Genomic DNA, 19,060 nt, shown 5'->3' on the forward strand with positions numbered 1-19,060 from the left:
CACGTCGGATGTTTAGTAATTTGTTTAGTGATGCAATTTTTACTAAACAAGGCAAGCGAATTCGTTGCTGCACCGCAGCATGCTGGATAGGAAAGCAACGTGAGAAGTTGCGGCGACCTGCCTAGGTCACCGTCTTGTTGCTGACCGTCACCGGACGGATCGCTGGGGGCGGCGGCAGCAGGGCGCGGATGTCGGCGAAGGGGAAGACCGGCTCGAAGCGGAAGGCCTCCGCGAACGCTCCGGCTGGGCCGTTGCACTGGCCGGCGCGAAAGGCGTTCAGCGTGCGCGCCGCATTGACGAAACGCTCGGGATCCTGCGACTGATGCGCCCGGATCGCCTCCGCCTTGAGATCGAAATGCCTGGAGGTATCGACGTAATGCGTCGGCGAAAACCCGGTGCCGCCGAGCGTGTCGGCATGCAGTACCGGCACCGAGAATGACGCGGCGATGCGCACGCCGTCCGACAGCGCGCGGTGGTCGCCATGATAGTCGTTCGGCGCATGGGTAATCGCCAGATCCGGCCCTATCTCGCCGATCAGTGCTCTCAGCGCCCCGATCAGGGCGGCGTCCGCCACCAGCGCGCCATCGGGAAAGTCGAGGAAGCGCGGCGTCACGCCAAGCAGACCGACCGCCACTGTCGCCTCTTTGCGGCGCGTGCGGACAAGCGCGGCCGGATCGCCATAGCCGCCCCTGGCGCCATCCGTGGCTATGGCAAAAAAGAGTTCTGCGCCTTGCGCGGCATAGGCGGCCATCGTACCGAACATGAAGATCTCGATGTCGTCCGGATGCGCGCCAAGCGCCAATATCTTCACTCTCATCTCTCCCGGAACTGGAAAACGTGCCCAACGGAATTCTGCTCGCTCTCATCGCCTATGCAAGCTATTCGTGCAGCGACGCGGTTGTCAAAAGCCTGGGTGGGCAGTTCAACGTCTTCGAGATCGGCTTCTTCTCGACATTGTTTGCCGGCTGCTTTCTGCTCTTTGCCAGGCCGCCAGGCGAGCGCTGGCGCGATTTCTGGCGCACGACCCGGCCCTGGGCGGTGCAGGCCCGGGCCTGGGCCGGCATCGCCTCCGGCGTGCTCAGCGTCTACGCCTTCACCACCATCCCGCTGGCAGAAGTTTATGCGCTGATCTTCCTGGCGCCGCTGTTCGTCACCATCCTGGCCACGCTGGTCCTCAAGGAGAAGGTCGGCCCATGGCGGTGGCTGGCGGTGGTCGCGGGCTTTGCCGGGGTCATGCTGGTCGTCAGGCCGGGGTTTCGCGAGTTGCATCTTGGTCATCTGGCGGCGTTCATCATCGCCTTCCTGGCCGCCACCAATGTCATCCTGATGCGTTCGCTTGCCGCGCAGGAAAAGCGCACGACGATGCTCGGCGTGCTGATCGGCTACGGCCTGCTCTTCAACGGCGTCGGTGCGGCGGCTACCTCGTTCTCGCTGCCGGATGGCAGGCAATGGGCTTGGCTGGTGCTGGCCGGCGCCTTCACCGCCGGCGGCCAGCTGCTGCATCTGTTGGCGGTCAAATACGCACCGGCCAACCGCATCGCGCCAACGCATTATTCGCAGATCGTCTGGGCGGTGGTTCTAGGCGCGCTGTTCTTCAGGGAATATCCGGATTTTCTGTCGCTGGTCGGGCTTGCCGTGGTCGGCGGTTCCGGTCTGCTGACGATGGTGCGCGAGGAGGTGCGGCTCGGCACAGTGCGCTGGAACCCGTTTGCGCGGACCCGACTTTGAGCTGGTACCAAGCTTGCGCGGCGACCGCCACCGCTGATATGCGATCGCTGCCAACTGGCTGCACATCATAGGACAATGACGACAAAACCTTTGCCGCACCTGCCGGTCTCCGCGGTCTTGCCGGCGCTCAATGAAGCGCTGAGCCATGGTAACAGCGCCGTGCTGGTGGCTCCGCCCGGCGCCGGCAAGACGACGCTGGTTCCACTGGCGCTGCTCGATGCGCAATGGCTCGGCGCCGGAAAGATCATCCTGCTCGAGCCGCGCCGCCTCGCCGCCCGCGCTGCCGCCCGCCGCATGGCCGAACTGCTTGGCGAAGAGCCCGGTGAAACCGTCGGCTATGCCATGCGCATGGAAAACCGGACTTCCGCGAAGACCAGGATCGTCGTCGTCACCGAAGGCGTGTTGTCCCGCATGATCCTCGACGATCCCGAGCTGCCTGGTGTCTCGGCGGTGTTGTTCGACGAGTTCCACGAACGTTCGCTCGACGGTGATTTCGGGCTGGCGCTGGCGCTCGACGTGCAGGGTGCGCTGAGGCCCGACCTCAGATTGCTGGTCATGTCAGCGACGCTCGATGGCGCGCGTGTCGCAAAATTGCTTTCCGGCGCGCCGGTGATCGAGAGCGCAGGCCGCGCCTTTCCGGTCGACATCCGCTATGACGAGCGGCCGGCCGGCGTCACCATCGAGGATGCCATGGCCAGGGTGATCCGCTCGGCGCTTGCCGGGGAGGAGGGGAGCGTGCTTGTCTTCCTGCCCGGCCAGCGCGAGATCGAGCGCACCGCCGAGCGGCTGGCGGGCAAGGTCGGCGCCGACACCGACATCGTGCCGCTCTACGGCATGCTCGACAACAGGACGCAGGACGCAGCGATCAAGCCGGCGCCGCCCGGCCGTCGCAAGGTCGTGCTGGCGACGTCGATCGCCGAAACCTCCATCACCATCGACGGCGTGCGCGTCGTCATCGATTCCGGCCTGTCGCGGCTGCCGCGCTATGAGCCGGCCAGCGGCCTGACGCGGCTGGAGACGGTGCGTGCTTCCCGCGCTTCCGCCGACCAGCGCGCCGGCCGGGCCGGGCGCACACAGCCGGGCGTCGCTATCCGGCTGTGGCGGGCCGAGCAGACAGCGGCACTGCCGGCCTTCACGCCACCGGAAATCCTCGAAGCCGATCTCTCCGGCCTGTTGCTCGATTGCGCGGCGTTCGGCGTTGCCGATCCGACGAGCCTGTCCTTCCTCGACCCCCCGCCGGCTCCGGCGCTCAACGAGGCAAGGGCGCTGCTGCGCGCGCTCGATGCCGTCGATGCGGCAGGGCGCTTGACGGAGGCCGGTGCCGCGATGCGCAAGCTGGCTCTGCCGGTCCGGCTCGCCCACATGGTCGCCGAGGCGGCAAGGACCGGCCAGGCGCTCGAGGCGGCGATGCTGGCCATGCTGCTCACCGAGCGCGGCCTTGGCGGCGATGGTGCCGATCTCGAACGGCGGCTGATGCGCTTTCATGCCGAAAGATCGCCGCGTGCCACCGCTGCCCGGCAGCTGGCCGAGAGGTTGGCAAAGCAGGCTTCACCCTCCCCCTCGACGGGAGGGTCGGCGAGCGAGCCGAGCGCAGCGAGACGAGGGAGACGCGGCGGGGTCGCCGATGGCGTGCCCGAACCGACCCCACCCCGGTCCGCTACGCGGATCGACCCTCCCCTCAAGGGAGAGGGCAGCACCGCCGGCGCTCTCCTCATCCATGCCTGGCCGGACCGGGTCGCTAAAGCGCGCGGCGAGCGTGGCCGCTTCGTGCTTGCCAACGGCTCCGGCGCCATGCTCGACGCCTCCGACCCGCTGGCCGGCGAGACCTGGCTCGTCGTCGCCGATCTGCAGGGTAAGGCGCAGAACGCCCGCATCACCGCGGCGGCGGCGCTCGACGAGGCCGACATCCGCACCGCGCTGGCGGAAAAGATCGAGACTCGCCGCGAGGTGAGCTTCGACCGCGATAGGCGCGCGGTGCGGGTGCGCGAAACGGCTCGGCTCGGCGCCATCACGTTGTCCGAACGCATGCTGCCGGCGCCGACCGGTGCCGACGCAGACAGCGCCATCCTCGACGCCTTGCGCGAACACGGCCTGTCGCTGCTGCCGTGGAGCAGGGAAGCGGAGACGTTGCGGCAGCGGCTCGGCTGGCTGCATCGCGGCCTCGGTGCGCCATGGCCCGATGTCTCCGATGCGGCGCTCGTCGAGCGCCTCGACGACTGGCTGCTGCCGTTCCTTTCCGGTGCCGCATCCTTTGCCGCGATCGATCCCAGCCTGCTTTCGCAAGGCCTGATGACGCTGGTACCGCACGAATTGCAGCGCAAGATCGACACATTGGCGCCGACCCATTTCGACGCGCCGTCGGGCAGTCGGCTGCCGATCCGCTATGAAGGCGAATGGCCGGTACTGGCAATCCGCGTGCAGGAGCTGTTCGGCCTCGACCGGCATCCCGCGATCGCCAACGGCACTGTGCCGCTGACGCTCGAATTGCTGTCACCGGCGCACCGGCCGATCCAGACGACGCGCGACCTGCCCGGGTTCTGGCGCGGCTCCTGGGCCGATGTGCGGACAGACATGCGCGGCCGCTATCCCAGGCATGTCTGGCCGGAGAACCCGCTTCTCGCCGCCGCCACGAGCCGCGCCAAACCGCGCGGTACCTAATGATTCCCGGACTGTTATCCCGAACGGAAGGCCAGCTTCGGCGCTTTTCGGAAAAGACCTCCGGCTGTTTCCCCTCTATAATCATTGGCCATGATAAACATCCTGCACGCACCCGACTTCCAGCAAAGCCAGCGGCTGCGCCTCAACACGCTGATCAGGTTGCGCTGGCTTGCCATCGTCGGCCAGAGCCTGACCGTGCTTGTCGTCGCTTACGGGCTGAAATTTCCGCTGCCGGTCAGCATGTGTTTTGCGCTGATCGCTTGTTCGGCCTGGATGAACCTTTTGCTGACCTTCCGCTATCCGGCGGCGCATCGGCTTACCCCGCTCTCGGCCTTTGCCATCCTGACCTTCGACAGCCTGCAGCTTGCCGGCCTGCTCTACATGACCGGCGGTCTCACCAATCCGTTTTCGCTGCTGATGACCGTGCCCGTCGTCGTCTCGGCGACGTCGCTGCCGCTGCGGCTGACCGCCATGCTCGGCGCGCTGGTGATCGTGGCGGCGACGCTGCTGGTCTTTTACCACCTGCCGCTGCCCTGGCATGAGGGCGCGCCATTGGCGATGCCGTTCATCTATGTCGCCGGCATGTGGATGGCGGTGTTCTGCTCCATCGCCTTTACCGCGATCTATGCCTTCCGGGTGGCCGAGGAGGCGCGGCTGCTTGCCAACGCGCTTGCCGCCACCGAACTGGTGCTGCAGCGAGAGCAGCATCTCTCGGCCCTCGACGGCCTCGCCGCCGCCGCCGCGCACGAGCTCGGCACGCCGCTCGCCACGATCGCGCTTGTCGCCAAGGAGATGGAGAAGGCGCTTGGCGAAGATCCCAAATACGGCGAGGACGTGAAGCTGCTGCGTTCGCAGAGCGAGCGCTGCCGCGAAATCCTGAAGCGCCTGACCAGCCTGTCCTCCGAGAGCGAGGTGCATCTCTCGCGCCTGCCGCTGACCTCACTGGTCGAGGAGGTGACGGCGCCGCACCGCGATTTCGGCATTTCGATCAAGCTTCGGCCGGGCGAGCGCATCGGCCCGGAACCGGTGGGCCGGCGCAATCCCGGTGTCATCTACGGCCTCGGCAATCTGGTCGAGAACGCCGTCGACTTCGCCCGCAAGAATGTCACCGTGCGCTGGAGCTGGAACGAGGCCGTTGTCAGCTTCACGATCATCGACGACGGGCCGGGCTTTCCGCCCGAGATCATCGACCGCATCGGCGAACCCTATATGTCAACGCGACAAGGCACCGAAGCCGGCGGCGGCCTCGGCCTCGGCCTATTCATCGCCAAGACCTTGCTCGAACGCTCCGGCGCGACGCTCGATTTCCGCAATTCGAGCGAGCCCGGCGAGGGCGCTATCGTGCAGATATCGTGGCCGCGCAGCGTCTTCCTCAATCCCGAGCAGGCTTCGGCCACCATGTTCGACACGGCCTAAATTGGACAATAGCGTTGCGAAACTATATTTGCGTAAAAATCAGGCAGCAGGATTTTCAGCACGATGAGTACTGACGAAACGATTGGCGCAATGGTCGAAGGCGAGGACACCTCGCTGCTGATCGTCGACGACGACAAGCCGTTCCTGACGCGGCTTGCCCGCGCCATGGAAACCAGGGGTTTTGTCGTCGAGACGGCAGAGAGCGTCGAGGAAGCGGTTGCCAAGGCGCGCGCCAATCCGCCGGCCTATGCGGTGGTCGACATGCGGCTGGCCGACGGCAACGGCCTCGACGTCGTCGCCGCGATCCGCGAGAAGCGCGACGATGCCCGCGCCATCATCCTCACTGGCTACGGCAACATCGCCACCGCGGTGACGGCGGTGAAGCTCGGCGCTATCGACTATCTGTCGAAGCCGGCCGACGCCGACGACATCTTTGCAGCCCTGACCCGCACGGCGGGCGAACGCGCAGCACCGCCCGAAAATCCGATGTCGGCCGACCGGGTACGCTGGGAGCACATCCAGCGCGTCTATGAAATGTGCGACCGCAACGTCTCGGAAACCGCGCGCCGGCTGAACATGCATCGCCGCACGCTGCAGCGTATCCTCGCCAAGCGCGCGCCGCGCTAAAAGGCTCTGACTGCAGGCTTGCCCGGCCAGCGCTGTTTGCGCATCATCGCTTGGCGGTGTCGGACCTTGCCGCTGATACGACGGAGGCGACATGCAGGACGAAAAGCGGCTGGTCTCCATGCTGCGCGAATTCCTCGACAGCGAGGCGGCCGGCGGCCTCATCCTGATGGCTGCGGCGGCCCTGGCCCTGATCGTCGCCAATTCGCCGCTGGGCGAGGCTTATTTCTCCGCCCTCCACGCCTATCTCGGACCGCTCAGCGTCTCGCACTGGATCAATGACGGCCTGATGGCGGTGTTCTTCCTGCTGGTCGGCCTCGAGATCAAGCGCGAGATGCTCGACGGCCAGCTCTCGACCTGGCCGCGCCGCGTGCTGCCCGGCATCGCCGCCGCCGGCGGCATGGCGGTGCCGGCACTGGTCTACGTCGCCATCAACCGCAACAATGAAGCCGCTCTGTCCGGCTGGGCGATCCCGACCGCCACCGATATCGCCTTTGCGCTCGGCGTGCTGTCGCTGCTTGGCGGCCGCGTGCCGGGCTCGCTGAAGATATTCCTCACCGCGCTCGCCATCATCGACGATCTCGGCGCCGTGCTCATCATCGCGGTGTTTTATACCAGCGGGCTGTCGCTCGCCTATCTCGGCGCCGCCTTCGCCGTCATCGCGCTGCTGGTGGTGCTCAACCGCATGCGGGTGCTGACGTTGCTGCCGTACGTCTTGCTCGGCATCGTTCTGTGGGTTTTGGTGCTCAAATCGGGCGTCCATGCGACGCTTGCCGGCGTCGCGCTGGCCCTCACCATTCCATTGAAGATATCGCCGGGCAGCGGCCACGATCTCGACCATTCGCCGCTGCACCGGCTCGAACACGGCCTGCACAAAGTCGTCGCCTTTTTCGTCATCCCGATTTTCGGCTTTGCCAACGCCGGCGTCTCGCTCGGCGGTCTCAGCGCTGCCGCCCTGGCCGAGCCGCTGACGCTCGGCGTCGCCGCCGGCCTCGTCGCCGGCAAGCTGGTCGGCGTGTTCGGGTCTTCTGCGCTTGCCATCCGGCTCGGCTTCGCCGATCTGCCGGTCAATGCCGGCTGGCTGCACATGATCGGCATTTCGCTGCTCTGCGGCATCGGCTTCACCATGAGCCTGTTCATCGGCCTGCTCGCCTTCGCCAGCGACGTCGCTCTGCAGGACGCGGTCAAGGTCGGCATCCTCGCCGGCTCCTTCATCGCCGCGCTCCTCGGCGCCACCGTGCTGCTGGTGGCGCCGGCGGCGGACGGGACGGACGAGGCGGAAGAATAGTCGCGCCGCCACTTCCGGCCTTCAGGCCACCTTCTCCCGCATCTGGACCCTACCCGTGCGCAATCATGACGTGGCGGACGGCTGTGTAATCCTCCAGCGCATAGAGCGACATGTCCTTGCCGTAGCCGGATTGTTTCAACCCGCCATGCGGCATCTCGTTTGTCAGCATGAAGTGGGTGTTAATCCAGGTGCAGCCATATTGCAGGCGGGCGGCCGTCGCCATGGCGCGCGAAACGTCCTTGGTCCACACCGATGACGCCAGGCCATAGTCAGAGTCATTGGCCCAGTTCACCGCCTCGTCGACTTCGGAAAAACGGGTGACCGAGACCACCGGGCCGAACACTTCGCGGCGCACGATCTCGTCTTCCTGCAGCGCGCCGGCGACGACGGTCGGCTGGTAGAAGAAGCCGGAGCCCTCGCCCGGCTTGCCGCCCGTGGTAATCTCGATGTGCTTGAGCTCAGAGGCGCGCTCGACGAAGCTCGAGACGCGATCACGCTGGCGACGCGAAATCAGCGGGCCGATCTCGTTCTCGGTATCGTCGGGGCGATCATACTTGATGGTCGAGACCGCAGCGGAGAGGTCGGCGACAAGCTTGTCGTAGATCTTCTTGCCGGCGTAGATGCGGCAGGCGGCGGTGCAGTCCTGGCCGGCATTGTAATAGCCGAAGGCGCGCAGGCCGTTGACCACCGCACCGAGATCGGCGTCATCGAAGACGATGACCGGCGCCTTGCCGCCGAGCTCGAGATGTGTGCGCTTGACCGATTTGGCGGCGGCCTGCAGCACCTTCTTGCCGGTGGCGACGTCACCGGTGATCGAGATCATGTTGACCTTCGGGTGGTTGATCAGCGTGTTGCCGACACTGTCGCCGCGGCCGAGCACGACGTTGACGACGCCTTCCGGCAGGATATCGGCAAGGATTTTCGCCAGCTTCAGCGCGGTCAGCGGCGTCTGTTCCGACGGCTTGAAGACGACGGTGTTGCCGCCGGCAATCGCCGGCGCCAGCTTCCAGGCCATCATCATCAGCGGATAGTTCCACGGCGCGATCGACGCGACAACGCCGATGGCGTCGCGGCGGACCATCGAGGTGTGGCCGGGAATGTATTCGCCGGCGACCTGGCCGGGCATCGAGCGGACCGCACCGGCAAAGAAGCGGTAGCAGTCGACGATCGCCGGGATCTCGTCATTGAGCACGGCATTGATCGGCTTGCCGCAGTTCAGCGCCTCGAGCGTCGCGAAATCCTTTGCCGCGGCCTCGATGCGATCGGCGATCTTCAGGAGATAGCCGGCGCGCTGCGCCGGTGTTGTGCGGGACCAGGTGACGAACGCTTTTTCCGCGGCAAGCACTGCTGCCTCGATCTGCGCCGGGCTGGCCTCGGGCAGGTTGACGATGGTCGCCCCGGTCTTCGGGTTGAGGATCGGTTCCTCGGTCTCGGTGCCTTTTTCGAATTTCGAGCCGATCAGCATCTGCGTGTCCATGGAAGTCTCTCCCTTATGAACGAGATCATTTGCCCGAACCGGCGATCTGGTCGCCGTCGCGGGTCAGGTAATAGGCAGCGAGGATGGGAAGCAGCGTCACCAGCACCACGACCATCGCCACGACATTGGTGACCGGACGCTGGCGCGGACGGATCAACTCTTCGAGCATCCAGATCGGCACCGTTTGCTGCTGGCCGGCGGTGAAGGTGGTGACGATGACCTCGTCGAAGGACAGCGCAAAGGCCAGCATGCCGCCGGCCAGCAGCGCGGTTGCGATGTTGGGCAGCACGACATGCCGAAAGGTCTGGAAACCGTCGGCGCCGAGGTCCATCGACGCCTCGATCATCGAGCCGGACGTGCGGCGGAAACGGGCGACCGCATTGTTGTAGACGACGACCACGCAGAAGGTGGCGTGGCCGAGCACGATCGTCCAGAACGAGAACGGGATTTCGGCCAGCGCGAACGCCGAGCGCAGCGCGATGCCGGTGATGATGCCGGGCAGCGCGATCGGCAGGATCACCAGCAGCGAGATGGTTTCGCGGCCGAAGAATTTTGTGCGGGACACGGCGGCGGCGCACAGCGTGCCGAGGACCAGCGCGATGGCGGTCGAGATCGCCGCGACCCGTACAGACAGCGACAGCGCCTGCCAGACGTCGGGGCGGTTCCAGGTGATGGCGAACCATTGCGTGGTCAGGCCCGGCGGCGGCCAGACGAAGCTCTTCTCCTCGGTGGTGAAGGCATAGACGAAGATCAGCAGAATCGGCAAATGCAGGAAAAGCAGGCCCCCGGTGGCAGCGAGCTTCAGGCCGATCGGCGCGGATTGGCCGCGGTCAGAGCGCATCGAAGGCCCCCATGCGCTTGGCGCCCCAGAGATAGAAGCCCATGATGACGATCGGCACCACAGTGAAGGCGGCGGCGAGCGGGATGTTGCCGGCGGTGCCCTGCTGCGAATAGACGGCCTGGCCGATGAACAGCCGCGAGGTGCCGATGATCTGCGGAATGATGTAGTCGCCGAGCGTCAGCGAGAAGGTGAAGATCGAACCGGCGACGATACCCGGCAATGCCAGCGGGAACAGCACGTTGCGGAAGGTCTGGCCGGGTGACGCGCCGAGATCGGAAGAAGCCTCGACCAGATTGCCCGGCACGCGCTCGAGGGCCGCCTGCACCGGCAGGATCATGAACGGCAGCCAGACATAGACAAAGACGATGAAGGTGCCGGTGGACGATACCGACAGCGAGTTGCCGCCGACGATCGGCAGCGACAGCCAGGCATCAAGCAGCCACAGAAGATGCAATTTGGCCAGCAGCCACGTCAGGATGCCTTCCTTGGCGAGGATCAGCTTCCAGGCATAGATCTTGACCAGGTAGCTCGACCACAGCGGCAGCATGACGCCGAGATAAAACAACGCCTTCCAACGGCCGCGCGCATAGCGCGCCGCGTAATAGGCGATGGGAAAGGCAATGACCGCCGACGCAAACGTCACCAGCGCCGCCATCGTCACCGTGCGCAGGATGATGTCGAGATTGGCGGCCTGCAGCAGGTCGCCATAAGTCTTCAGCGTGAACTCGCGGTTGATGAGGCCGGAGAACTCGTCGATCGAGAAGAAGCTCTGCAAAAGCAGCGCGAACAGCGAGCCGATATAGACGATGCCGAGCCAAAGAACCGGCGGCAGCAGCATGAGCAGAAGCAGGAGTTGGGGCCGGCGCCAGAAGAGGTCGGAGAGCGCGCCGCGCATGCCGCCGCTTCCCGGCAGGATGGCGGGGGTCGTGGCCCGCGGCATGGCGGCGTCCAGGCTCATCCCAGCTCGTCCATCAGATGCAAATGCTCGCGGTTGAAGGTGAGCACCACCGCCTCGCCTTCCCGGGGCAAGGCAGCACCCGCCGGCACGATGGCATGCAGCCGCAAGCCTTCGGCATCGAGCGCCAGTCTTATCGTCGCGCCGAGATAGTTGGTCGACACCAGGCGAGCCGCAACGCCGTCGCCCTTGGCCGCCCGGCCGATGCGAATGGATTCAGGGCGCAGGCTGCCCCAGCGATGCTGGCCGGCATAGCGCTGGACGAAATCCGGCGGCAGTACGTTGGACGAGCCGACGAAATCGGCGACGAAGCGGGTCTTGGGGCGCTGGTAGATGTCTTCCGGCGTGCCGATCTGCATGATCTTGCCGTCGTTGAAGACGGCGACGCGATCGGCCATCGACAGCGCCTCGCCCTGGTCATGGGTGACGAACACGAAGGTGATGCCGAGCGCCTTCTGCAGCGATTTCAACTCCTCCTGCATGTTCTCGCGAAGCTTGAGGTCGAGCGCGCCGAGCGGCTCGTCGAGCAACAGCACCTTGGGCTGGTTGACCAGCGCACGGGCGAGCGCGACGCGCTGGCGCTGGCCGCCGGAAAGCTGGCCAGGGCGACGCGCGCCGTAGCCTGGAAGCCGCACCAGCGCCAGCGCTTCTTCCGCCGCCTTTTGCCGCTCCGGTCTGCCGACGCCCTTGACCATCAGCCCATAGGCGACGTTGTCGAGCACGTTGAGATGCGGGAACAGCGCATAATCCTGGAACACGGTGTTGACGTTGCGGCGATAGGGCGGCACGCCCTCGGCGCGTTCGCCGAAGATCGAGATCGAGCCCGCCGTCGGCTGCTCGAACCCGGCGATGAGGCGCAGGCACGTCGTCTTGCCCGAGCCGGAAGGCCCGAGCATGGCGAAGAACTCGCCCGGCACGATGTCGAGATCGACCGCGTCGACGGCACGCACGCTGCCGAAATGGCGGGAGACTTTTTGGAAAGAAACGGCGGAGGTCATGGGTTGTCCTGATCTGTCAGGCTCATCAAATTCAGGGTAGCGCTGCCCCTCATCCGCCTGCCGGTACCTTCTCCCGTAGTGGACGGGGAGAAGGGAGGCGCTCCAACGCTGGCGACCCCCCGTTCTTCACGGGGAGAGGGTAAGGGTGAGGGGCAGCGCCGAGCTTCGTAGGTGAGACGAACTCACCGTCCGCCGATGACGCCGATATAGTCCGACACCCAGCGGTAATAGGGCACGCACTGGTCGTTCTGGGTGGCGCATTTCGAGACCGGCGTCTTCCAGAACTTGATCTTGTCGAAATTGTCGTAGCCGTTGGTCTTGCAGCCCTCTTCGCCGAGCAGTTCGTTGCCCTTGCAGGCGGCGGGCACCACCGGCAGCGAGCCGAACCAGGCGGAGACGTCGCCCTGCACTTTCGGCGACAGCGAATGCTCAATCCACATGTAGGCGCAGTTCGGGTGGGCCGCATCGGCCTCCATCATGGTGGTGTCGGCCCAGCCGGTGACGCCCTCCTCGGGAATGGTCGAGGCGACCGGCTTCTTGGCCGCGATCAGCGTGTTGACCTGATAGGGCCATGAACCGGAGGCGACGACGCCTTCGTTCTGGAAATCGTCGACCTGGATGGCAGCGTCATGCCAGTAGCGTCCGACCAGCGTACGCTGGACGCGCAGCAGGTCGAGCGCAGCCTTGTACTGGTCCTCAGTCAGTTCGTACGGATCCTTGATGCCGAGCTCCGGCTTGTGGGCCATCAGGTAGTTGGCGGCATCAGCAATGTGGATCGGCCCGTCATAGGCCTGGACGCGGCCCTTGTTCGACTTGCCGTCGGGTAGCTTCATTTCCTCGAACACGATGTTCCAGCTCTTCGGCACCTCCTTGAACACTTCGGTGTTGTACATCAGCACATTCGGCCCCCATTGGTACGGCACGCCGTAATGGACACCGCCGACGGTGAACCAGGGCGCATCCTTCAGCCGGTCGTCGACCGTCTTCCAGCTCGGGATGAGGTCGGTGTTGATCGGCTGGACGCGCTTGCCCGCAACCAGGCGCAGCGAGGCGTCGCCGGAGGCAGTGACAAGGTCGAAACCGCCTTCGTTCATCAACGAAACCATCTCGTCGGAGGTGTTGGCGGTCTTGACGTTGACCTTGCAGCCGGTTTCCTTCTCGAACGAGGTGACCCAATCATAGCCCTTGTCGGTTTCGCCGCGCTCGATATAGCCCGGCCAGGCGACGATATTGACCTCGCCTTCACCCTTGCCCAGCTCCTTGACCTGGGCGATGGCCTGGCCGGAGAAGGTCAGCGCGACCGTCAAGGCAGTGCATGATTTCAGCAATGAATTCATCGTCGATCTCCCATTTTGCATGACCTCGAAACCGGTTTCGGTTTTCGGAAAAGGTCATGCGCCCGTTCAAACGTTGGATGCGCGGCTCTAAGGGCCGTGCTCCTGCGGCAGCTTTGTTCCCTGGCTCAAAAGTGCTGCGAAATTTCCGGTTTCGCAAATTCATTTATCAGAAAGCCGATATCGGTTTTTCCGATACATCACCGGCCGATCTTCTCGGGCCGTTGGCGCACCATGCGCTGCGACTGGGCAAGTCCGATGAAGTCGCGCGCCGCCTGCGGCAGGCCGGAGCCGCGCCGCCAGACCATGCCGACTTGGACGACCGGCAACGATCCCGAAATATCGCGCGATTCGATGCGGTCGCCTTCCAGCGACCATGGCCGGTAGACGAGGTCCGGCAGCAGCGCCACGCCCGCGCCGGTGGCGACGAGACTGCGCACCGCTTCGACCGAGCGGGTGCGGAATGCGACGTGCGGTTTGGCGCCGATCGCCGTCAGCAGCTTTCCGGTATTCTCCTCGATCTCGTCGACGGTCAGCATGATCAGCGGTTCCGAGGCGATATCGCCGATGCCGATGATGTCGGCACCGGCCAACGGATGGCCGAGCGGCAGCCACAGCCGGTAGGCCGAGACTTCGAGGATTTCGGACTGCAGCGCGGTGCGGTCGCGCAGGTTCGAGGTGACCATGACCGCAATGTCGAGCTTGCCGCCGATCAACAGGTGCTCGAGATAGTCGCCATTGTCCTCGATCGCCGAGACCTCGACACCCGGATAGGCGCGGCGGTAGCGGGCAAGAAGATCGGACAGCACATAGCCGGCGACCAGCGAGGTGACGCCAAGTTGCAGCCGCCCGCTTGCCGCGATCTGTTCGCCGAAGAAGGCGCGGCGCGCATCGGAAACGTCGGCAAGGATCTTCCTCGCATGGCGCAGGAACTGGTGGCCCTTGTGGGTGATGTTCAGCCCGCGCGGGTGGCGCTCGAACAGCTCGACGCCGAGATCGTGCTCCAGCTCCTTGATCGCCTCGGTGACCGAGGATTGCGAGATCGACAGATTCTGGGCGGCGCCCGACACCGTGCCTTGCTCGGCGACGGCGATGAAGAACTGCAATTGGCGGATGGTGAAAGCCATGGCCGGACTAAACACGGCAGAGGCGGCGCTGGGAAGTGGGTGCTGGTGCCGTTCTCCCGATAGAGCTCAGTCCTCGCTTCCGCCATCCGCAATGCTGAGCCGCGCGCCGGCCTGGGCAAGGGCGGCGGCGATGTCATGCGGCGGCAGACGGTCGGTCGCGAGTTCGGAAAAGCCGTCGAAGCCGCAGACCTGAACCAGACCCTGCCGGCCGAATTTGCTGTGGTCGGTGACGACAAGCGAACGCTGGCCGCGCGACAGCACCATGCGGGCGAACTCAGCCTCTTCGAGGTCATAGTCCATGACACCCGTGATGGCATCGACCGCGCCGGTCGAAATCACCGCGTGGCTGACGGAGAAGCGGCTGACGAATTCGATGGCTGAGACGCCGAAAGCAGCACCGGAATCGCTGCGCAGCTCGCCGCCGGCCATATAGACCTTGTTGCCGTTGACGGTGGCCAGCGTGCGGGCGATGTCGGAGGAATTGGTGACGACCGTCAGCCGCCGGTGGCCGAGCAGCTCGCGGGCCAGGAAGCTCGTGGTCGTGCCGGTGTCGAGCATGATCGACTCGCCGTCGCGGATGGTGGCAGCGACCATGCGGGCAATTGCCCGCTTGGCATCGGCGTTCTCACGCATGCGCCGCTCGAACGGCGCTTCGCCGGCAATCGACGGCAGGCCGACGGCGCCATGCATCTTGAGGATGGAACCATCGCTGGTCAGTGGCTTGACATCGCGGCGTACCGTCTCCAGCGAGACGCCCAGCCGGTCAGCCAGGCTGGCAATGGTGACGGTGCCTTCCTCCTTGAGGAGGCGCAGGATTTCGCCATGCCGCTTCGAGTGGCCCATCGGTTCCAACCGGTCGAATTGTTGCACCATTGACCGTTTCTACGGCATAAATGCCACTTACTCCAAGATATTTCGCAAAATTCGGGCAAAAAAGCAGAAAACACCACAATTTCGCGTTGACAACGTCTCCAGCCTGGCGCGACATTATCGCTGTGACAGGCTCGGAACGGAGGCCGACGGCTGAGCCGCACGAAAAATTGCTTGCCTGAACGCCTGGGAAATCCTCGGGTGCGAGGGAACCGAAAATTAGGATCCGCGGGGGCGGATGCCGGCGTCGAAGAACCCGGCACAAAGGGGCTCGTCGGTGCGGTGCGGGATACCGATCCCGAGATCTGCACCGACGAGATGTTCGCGTTGCCTCCATTCCTCCGTCCGATTGTCATCGCTGGCCAGCCATGACATGCGTGGAAAATTGACCCAATGTTGGACGAGATCGTGACTGTCGAAGACCGCATCCGCGCGCTGCCTTGCTGGACCGGCAGCATCGACATTGCGCCGCTGCCGGGCGGGTTGAGCAATGCCAATTACCTGGTCAAGGACGCGGCCGGGCGGCACGTCGTGCGCATCGGGCAGGACTATCCGTTCCACCATGTCTTTCGCGAGCGCGAGATGATGACCGCGCGGGCAGCACACGCGGCAGGCTTCGCTCCGGCCGTCCGCTACACCGGACCCGGCGTCATGGTGACGGAGTATCTCGGCGCCAAGGCCTATGTCGCGCAAGACGTGCGCGCCGATCTCGGCCGCGTCGCCGCGTTGCTGCGCGGTTTCCACCGGGAGATGCCCGGTCATGTCTCCGGCGCCGGCTTCATGTTCTGGGTATTCCACGTCATTCGCGACTATGCGCGCACGCTGGAGGAAGGCGGCAGCCGCAAGCTGGGCGAATTGCCACGCCTGCTGACGCTGGCGGACGAGCTCGAGCGCGCGCAAAAACTGCTGCCGATCGTCTTCGGCCACAACGATCTTCTGCCGGCTAACATAATCGATGACGGTCACAGGCTATGGCTCATCGATTTCGAATATGCCGGCTTCAACACCGCGATGTTCGACCTTGCCGGCGCGGCTTCCAATGCCGGCATGAGCGACGAGGAATCCTTCGCCTTCCTGACCGCCTACTTCATGAAGGAGCCGGACGAAGCGATACGGCGCTCGCACGCCGCCATGCAATGCGCGTCGCTGCTGCGCGAGGCGATGTGGGGCATGGTTTCCGAGCTCTACCTCGATGCGCCCGGCGTCGACTACGCCGCCTACGCCGACGAAAACCTGGCGCGGCTCGAAGCCGCCCTGGAAAACTACAGGACAAAATACGGGATGCGGCCATGACCTTGCCCGCCCAGGCCGGCATCGTCGTCATCGGCGGTGGCATCATCGGCTGTTCGACGGCCTATCATCTGGCGCGCGACCACAAGGCCGAAATCGTGCTGCTCGAACAGGGCAAGCTGACCTCGGGCTCGACCTGGCATGCTGCCGGGCTGGTCGGCCAGCTGCGCTCGTCGGCGTCGATCACGCGGGTGCTCAAATATTCGGTCGATCTATACAAAGGGCTGCAAGCCGAAACCGGCCTTGCCACCGGCTGGAAGATGACCGGCTGCCTGCGGCTTGCCACCAATGCCGACCGCTGGACCGAGTATAAGCGGCTGGCAACGACGGCAAAGAGCTTCGGCATGGACATGCATCTGCTGTCGCCGACCGAGGTCAAGGAAATGTGGCCGCTGCTGGAAACCGGCGACCTCGTCGGCGCTTCTTGGCTGCCCAGCGACGGTCAGGCAAGCCCTTCCGACATCACCCAGTCGCTGGCCAAGGGCGCGCGCATGCGCGGCGCAAAATTGTTCGAGGAGGTGCGGGTCACCGGCTTCGAAATGAGAGACGGCCGCATCACCGCGGTGAAGACCAGCAAGGGCGATATCGCCTGCGACAAGGTGGTGAACTGCGCCGGGCAATGGGCGCGGCAGGTGGGTGCGCTCGCCGGCATAAACGTGCCGCTGCAGCCGGTGAAGCACCAGTACATCATCACCGGGAGGATCGACGGCTTGGCGACCGATGCGCCGACGATTCGCGACCCCGATCGCCGCACCTATTTCAAGGAGGAGGTCGGCGGGTTGGTGATGGGCGGCTACGAGCCGAACCCGCAGGCCTGGACGACCGGTCTGCCCGGCGGCGATGTGCCGGACGATTGGGAGTTCCGGCTGTTCGACGATGATTACGATCATTTCGAGCAGCATATGAGCCAGGCGATCGAGCGTGTCCCGGCGCTCACCAATGTCGGCGTCAAGCAGATGATCAACGGTCCGGAGAGCTTTACGCCGGACGGCAATTTCATCCTCGGTGTGGCGCCGGAATGCCCCAATATGTTCGTCGGCGCCGGCTTCAACGCCTTCGGCATTGCATCCGGCGGCGGCGCCGGCTGGGTGCTGGCGCAATGGGTGGTCGACGGCGAGGCGCCGCTCGATCTGTGGGTGGTCGACATCCGCCGCTTTTCCGATCTGCACCGCGACCGGCAATGGGTCCGAGACCGCACGCTGGAAGCCTACGGCAAGCACTACACGATCGGCTTCCCGCACGAGGAATATGTCAGCGGCCGGCCACGCATCGTTTCGCCTTTATACGAACGGCTGCAAAAACATCGCGCCGTGTTCGGCTCGAAACTTGGCTGGGAGCGGCCGAACTGGTTCGCGCCGGAAGGCATCGAGCCGAAGGACCTCTATTCGATGGGCCGGCAGAACTGGTTTTCACCCGTCGGCGACGAGCACCGCCACGTGCGCGAAAAGATCGGCATTTTCGACCAGTCGTCTTTCGCCAAATACGAAATGACCGGTGCCGACGCGCTGAAGGCGCTGGACTGGATCTGCGCCAACGACGTTGCCAAGCCGGTCGGCCGGCTGACCTACACGCAGCTCCTCAACACGCGCGGCGGCATCGAGGCCGATTTGACCGTGGCGAGGCTCGATGAGGAGAAATTCTACATCGTCACCGGCACCGGTTTCCGCACGCATGATTTCTCCTGGATTGCCGATCATATCGGCAGCGAGTTCGACGTGACGCTGACCGACGTCACCGAGGAGTTCGGCACATTGTCGCTGATGGGGCCGCGCGCCCGCGACGTGCTGTCAGCGGTGACCGATGCTGACGTCTCGAACGCCGCCTTTCCGTTCGGCCATGTTCGCGAGATCGCCATTGCCGGCCACGTCATTCGGGCACTGCGCGTCACCTATGTCGGCGAGCTCGGCTGGGAGCTGCATGCGCCGATCGCGGCGACGGGCGAGGTTTTCGACGCGCTGATGACGGCGGGCGCTGTCCACAACATTCGCCCGGTCGGCTATCGGGCGCTAGAATCGCTGCGGCTGGAAAAAGGTTACCGCGCCTGGGGCGCCGATATCACGCCCAACGACACGCCGCAGGAGGCCGGCCTCGGCTGGGCGGTGAAGCTCAGGAAGAACACCGATTTCCTCGGCCGGCGGGCGCTTGAAAAGCTCGACGGCGCGGCGCTCAGGAAACGTTTTGCCGGCTTCACAGTCGATGATCCGGATATCGTGCTGCTCGGGCGTGAGACCATCCTGCGCAATGGCGAGGCCGTCGGTTATCTCACCAGCGGCGGCTATGGCTACACCGTCGGCAAGAACATCGGCTACGGCTATGTGCGCAATGCCGATGGCGTCGGCGATGATTTCCTCACCTCCGGCGATTACGAGCTGGTGGTGGCGATGGAACGGACGCCGGCTAAAATCCACCTCGAGCCGCTTTACGATCCGGCGGGAGCAAAGGTGAAGGCCTAGA

At 64.9% G+C, this 19,060-nt stretch carries 15 protein-coding genes; 7 read left to right on the forward strand and 8 right to left on the reverse strand.

Going from position 1 to position 19,060, the window contains the following annotated elements; translation table 11 throughout:
- Positions 1-121: 121 nt before the first annotated feature.
- A complete protein-coding gene (locus NKH63_RS13955; protein WP_352917975.1) occupies positions 122-811 on the reverse strand; it encodes a PIG-L deacetylase family protein in 690 nt (229 codons plus the stop codon).
- 26 nt (positions 812-837) lie between these two features.
- Here NKH63_RS13955 and NKH63_RS13960 point away from each other — a divergent pair, with 26 nt between their 5' ends.
- The 5 genes from NKH63_RS13960 to nhaA all read left to right on the forward strand — a co-directional run bounded on the left by NKH63_RS13960 (position 838) and on the right by nhaA (position 7,714).
- Positions 838-1,728: a DMT family transporter gene (locus NKH63_RS13960; protein ID WP_352483984.1), complete on the forward strand. Its 891-nt coding sequence runs from the start codon at positions 838-840 to the stop codon at positions 1,726-1,728.
- Positions 1,729-1,803: 75 nt separating this feature from the next.
- Positions 1,804-4,386: an ATP-dependent helicase HrpB gene (gene hrpB / locus NKH63_RS13965; protein WP_352917977.1), complete on the forward strand. Its 2,583-nt coding sequence runs from the start codon at positions 1,804-1,806 to the stop codon at positions 4,384-4,386.
- Between the two features lie 90 nt (positions 4,387-4,476).
- Positions 4,477-5,802: an ActS/PrrB/RegB family redox-sensitive histidine kinase gene (locus tag NKH63_RS13970; RefSeq protein WP_352917978.1), complete on the forward strand. Its 1,326-nt coding sequence runs from the start codon at positions 4,477-4,479 to the stop codon at positions 5,800-5,802.
- Positions 5,803-5,865: 63 nt separating this feature from the next.
- Complete coding sequence (locus tag NKH63_RS13975) at positions 5,866-6,429, forward strand: ActR/PrrA/RegA family redox response regulator transcription factor (RefSeq protein ID WP_023676342.1); 564 nt, start codon at positions 5,866-5,868, stop codon at positions 6,427-6,429.
- A gap of 91 nt (positions 6,430-6,520) precedes the next feature.
- Positions 6,521-7,714 (forward strand): Na+/H+ antiporter NhaA, encoded by a 1,194-nt coding sequence (gene nhaA / locus NKH63_RS13980; RefSeq protein WP_352483987.1) that lies wholly within the window; start codon positions 6,521-6,523, stop codon positions 7,712-7,714.
- Between the two features lie 49 nt (positions 7,715-7,763).
- Here nhaA and NKH63_RS13985 read toward each other — a convergent pair whose 3' ends face one another.
- The 7 genes from NKH63_RS13985 to NKH63_RS14015 all read right to left on the reverse strand — a co-directional run bounded on the left by NKH63_RS13985 (position 7,764) and on the right by NKH63_RS14015 (position 15,289).
- Positions 7,764-9,191 carry a gamma-aminobutyraldehyde dehydrogenase gene (locus tag NKH63_RS13985; protein WP_352495756.1) on the reverse strand — a complete coding sequence of 476 codons (1,428 nt, stop codon included), beginning with the start codon at positions 9,189-9,191 and terminating at the stop codon, positions 7,764-7,766.
- A 25-nt stretch (positions 9,192-9,216) separates the two neighbouring features.
- Positions 9,217-10,032 (reverse strand): ABC transporter permease, encoded by an 816-nt coding sequence (locus tag NKH63_RS13990; RefSeq protein WP_023717951.1) that lies wholly within the window; start codon positions 10,030-10,032, stop codon positions 9,217-9,219.
- Complete coding sequence (locus NKH63_RS13995; protein WP_352918061.1) at positions 10,022-10,972, reverse strand: ABC transporter permease; 951 nt, start codon at positions 10,970-10,972, stop codon at positions 10,022-10,024. Before NKH63_RS13995 ends, NKH63_RS13990 begins: the two co-directional genes overlap by 11 nt.
- Positions 10,973-10,986: 14 nt before the next feature.
- Positions 10,987-11,985, reverse strand: coding sequence for an ABC transporter ATP-binding protein (locus NKH63_RS14000; RefSeq protein WP_352495758.1), 999 nt, complete (start codon positions 11,983-11,985; stop codon positions 10,987-10,989).
- A 182-nt stretch (positions 11,986-12,167) separates the two neighbouring features.
- Positions 12,168-13,322, reverse strand: a complete 1,155-nt coding sequence (locus NKH63_RS14005; RefSeq protein ID WP_352483991.1) for an ABC transporter substrate-binding protein — start codon at positions 13,320-13,322, stop codon at positions 12,168-12,170.
- A gap of 197 nt (positions 13,323-13,519) precedes the next feature.
- Positions 13,520-14,446: a LysR family transcriptional regulator gene (locus tag NKH63_RS14010; RefSeq protein ID WP_023717947.1), complete on the reverse strand. Its 927-nt coding sequence runs from the start codon at positions 14,444-14,446 to the stop codon at positions 13,520-13,522.
- A 66-nt stretch (positions 14,447-14,512) separates the two neighbouring features.
- Positions 14,513-15,289: a DeoR/GlpR family DNA-binding transcription regulator gene (locus NKH63_RS14015; protein ID WP_352484001.1), complete on the reverse strand. Its 777-nt coding sequence runs from the start codon at positions 15,287-15,289 to the stop codon at positions 14,513-14,515.
- Positions 15,290-15,724: 435 nt separating this feature from the next.
- Here NKH63_RS14015 and NKH63_RS14020 point away from each other — a divergent pair, with 435 nt between their 5' ends.
- Both NKH63_RS14020 and NKH63_RS14025 read left to right on the forward strand, forming a co-directional pair.
- Entirely contained in the window at positions 15,725-16,609 is an 885-nt protein-coding gene (locus NKH63_RS14020; RefSeq protein WP_023717944.1) for a phosphotransferase family protein, read from the forward strand.
- The gene (locus NKH63_RS14025; RefSeq protein ID WP_352917980.1) at positions 16,606-19,059 is read left to right on the forward strand and encodes a GcvT family protein; all 2,454 of its coding nucleotides are present in this window, start codon (positions 16,606-16,608) and stop codon (positions 19,057-19,059) included. The genes NKH63_RS14020 and NKH63_RS14025 overlap by 4 nt, the downstream gene beginning before the upstream one ends.
- Position 19,060 lies beyond the last annotated feature (1 nt).

Source organism: Mesorhizobium sp. M0960 (assembly GCF_040319055.1).
GTDB lineage: Bacteria > Pseudomonadota > Alphaproteobacteria > Rhizobiales > Rhizobiaceae > Mesorhizobium.